The 2,227-nt window shown below is 56.3% G+C and carries 2 protein-coding genes and 2 pseudogenes; all 4 read left to right on the forward strand.

Going from position 1 to position 2,227, the window contains the following annotated elements; genetic code table 11:
- A partial coding sequence (locus tag BBW68_RS00395) for a transposase (RefSeq protein ID WP_186821233.1) occupies window positions 1-456 on the forward strand: 456 nt, incomplete at its 5' end.
- A 62-nt stretch (window positions 457-518) separates the two neighbouring features.
- Window positions 519-788 (forward strand): annotated as a pseudogene (locus BBW68_RS15220) (integrase core domain-containing protein); the annotation flags it as partial.
- Window positions 789-1,066: 278 nt separating this feature from the next.
- Window positions 1,067-1,978 carry a bifunctional methylenetetrahydrofolate dehydrogenase/methenyltetrahydrofolate cyclohydrolase FolD gene (gene folD / locus BBW68_RS00400; RefSeq protein WP_070133539.1) on the forward strand — a complete coding sequence of 304 codons (912 nt, stop codon included), beginning with the start codon at window positions 1,067-1,069 and terminating at the stop codon, window positions 1,976-1,978.
- Window positions 1,932-2,132 (forward strand): annotated as a pseudogene (ybcJ, locus tag BBW68_RS00405) (ribosome-associated protein YbcJ); the annotation flags it as partial. The gene folD and the pseudogene ybcJ, both read left to right, overlap by 47 nt.
- Window positions 2,133-2,227 lie beyond the last annotated feature (95 nt).

A 2,227-nucleotide genomic window follows, 5' to 3' on the forward strand; every position in this document is an offset into this window, starting at 1 on the left:
TTCATGCGTAACGTGCTGGGGCGAGTCAGCAGAGCCAGCCAGTCGGTTGTCCGTGCCGCGTTGCAACAGGTGTTCGTGCAGACGGAGGAACAAAACGCCCATGCCACCTGGCGCGAGGTCGCGGCCCAGCTGGAAAAGAACTTCCCGGCAGTCACAGAGATGATGGACGAAGCGGAGGCGGAGGGGCTGGCGTACTTCGGGTTCCCGGGAGCGCACCGGGTGAAAATCCACTCCACGAACACGCTGGAGCGCCTGAATAAAGAGGTGAAGCGGCGTTCCCACGTGGTGGGTATTTTTCCCAACGAAGAGAGCATAACCCGGCTTCTGGGTGCGGTGCTGACGGAGCAGAACGAAGAATGGCTGTTGCAGAACCGCTACCTGCCGCAGCACAGCATGGCGGAGATAGAGCAGACCGCTGAAAACGATGTGATCGAGGCGCTGCCACTCAGCGCTTAACAGACATATTACCGGACCGGAAGGCTGGATCTGAATTTACACCACCTTGACGGACTCGACCTAATGGTTCAGCGTATACCGCGCATGAAACGAGGAAGTTTGCCAGAGAGCTGAACCTAGAGCCCTGTACAACAGCGGTGAGTAGCTCACAGAGTAATGGCATGGCCGAACGGTTCGTGAAAACGATGAAGGAAGACTATATCGCGTTCATGTCAAAACCGGAGGTGAGAACAGCCCTGCGAAACCTTGCAGCAGCGTTCACGCATTATAATGAGAACCACCCGCACAGCGCGCTGGGGTATTACTCTCCGAGGGAATACCGGCGGCAGTAGGCATTGTTAACTTAAGATACAAAAGCTGTCTGGAGATGACGGGGCAAGATCACGGCATAAGCTCCCTCCGTTTTGTTGCGTTTCGACTGGGAATTGCACAGGCTGGCACAGCCTGAAAGGAAATGAATTAGGAATTAACCGGGAATCGCATACTGAGAAAAGTCTGATGCTGTACGATTGTACGGGAACAGGCAAAACTATGCCTGACAGCAGCGCTCGCTTCTGACAAAATAGACGTAATACCCGATTTAACTCAACACAGATGGACCCCCTCTCTGATGGTAGCAGAAATTATTGACGGTAAAACGATTGCGCAGCAGGTGCGACAGGAGGTTGCAGAGCTGGTACGGCAGCGCTTGGCGGCCGGTAAACGCGCCCCTGGCTTGGCGGTTGTGCTGGTGGGTGAGAACCCAGCTTCGCAGATTTATGTCGGCAGCAAGCATCGTGCCTGCGAAGAGATCGGTTTCCTCTCGCGCTCTTACGATATGCCCGCCGCCACCAGCGAAGCAGAGCTGCTTGACCTGATTACTGCGTTAAACAACGATCCTGAGATCGACGGTATCCTAGTACAGCTGCCGCTGCCTGCGGGCATCAACAACGTTAAGGTGCTGGAGCATGTCGCCCCGCATAAAGACGTGGATGGCTTCCACCCGTACAACGTCGGTCGACTGTGCCAGCGTGCGCCGAAGCTGCGCCCGTGTACGCCGCGCGGCATCGTGACGCTGCTGGAGCGTTACAATATTGATACTTACGGCCTGAACGCCGTGGTTGTGGGTGCCTCTAATATCGTCGGCCGCCCGATGAGCATGGAGCTGCTGCTGGCAGGCTGCACCACCACCGTCACTCACCGCTTTACGAAAGATCTGCGTCATCACGTTGAGCACGCCGAGCTGCTGGTGATCGCGGTGGGCAAGCCGGGCTTTATTCCCGGCGAGTGGATCAAGCCCGGCGCGATCGTGATCGATGTCGGGATTAACCGTCTGGAGAGCGGCAAAGTGGTTGGCGATGTGGAGTTTGAAGCCGCTGCTGAGCGAGCCTCTTACATCACCCCGGTCCCCGGCGGCGTCGGTCTAATGACCGTGGCGACCCTGATCCAGAATACCCTGCAGGCCTGTGAAAATAACGACGATGGAGCATCGCATAATGGCAACTTTCTCTATGGGCGATCATCCCCATGTCGATCTCTGTGACCTGCTGAAGCTGGAAGGCTGGGTCGAGAGCGGTGCGATGGTAAAAATCATGTTCTCTGGCGGTCATGTCACGGTGAATAGCGTGAAAGGAACTCGCAAGCGCTGCAAAATTGTGGCAGGTCAAAAGGTTGAGTTTGACGGCGAAAGCGTAACCCAGAAAGGCTGCCTGCGGGCGGCCTTTTTTGATCGTGGTTCCCGCGGAAAACCAAAACACGGGCCGACCGAAAGAGAAGGGGCACTGTTGCAAAG

This window comes from Candidatus Erwinia dacicola, assembly GCF_001756855.1.
In the GTDB taxonomy this organism is placed as follows: domain Bacteria; phylum Pseudomonadota; class Gammaproteobacteria; order Enterobacterales; family Enterobacteriaceae; genus Erwinia; species Erwinia dacicola.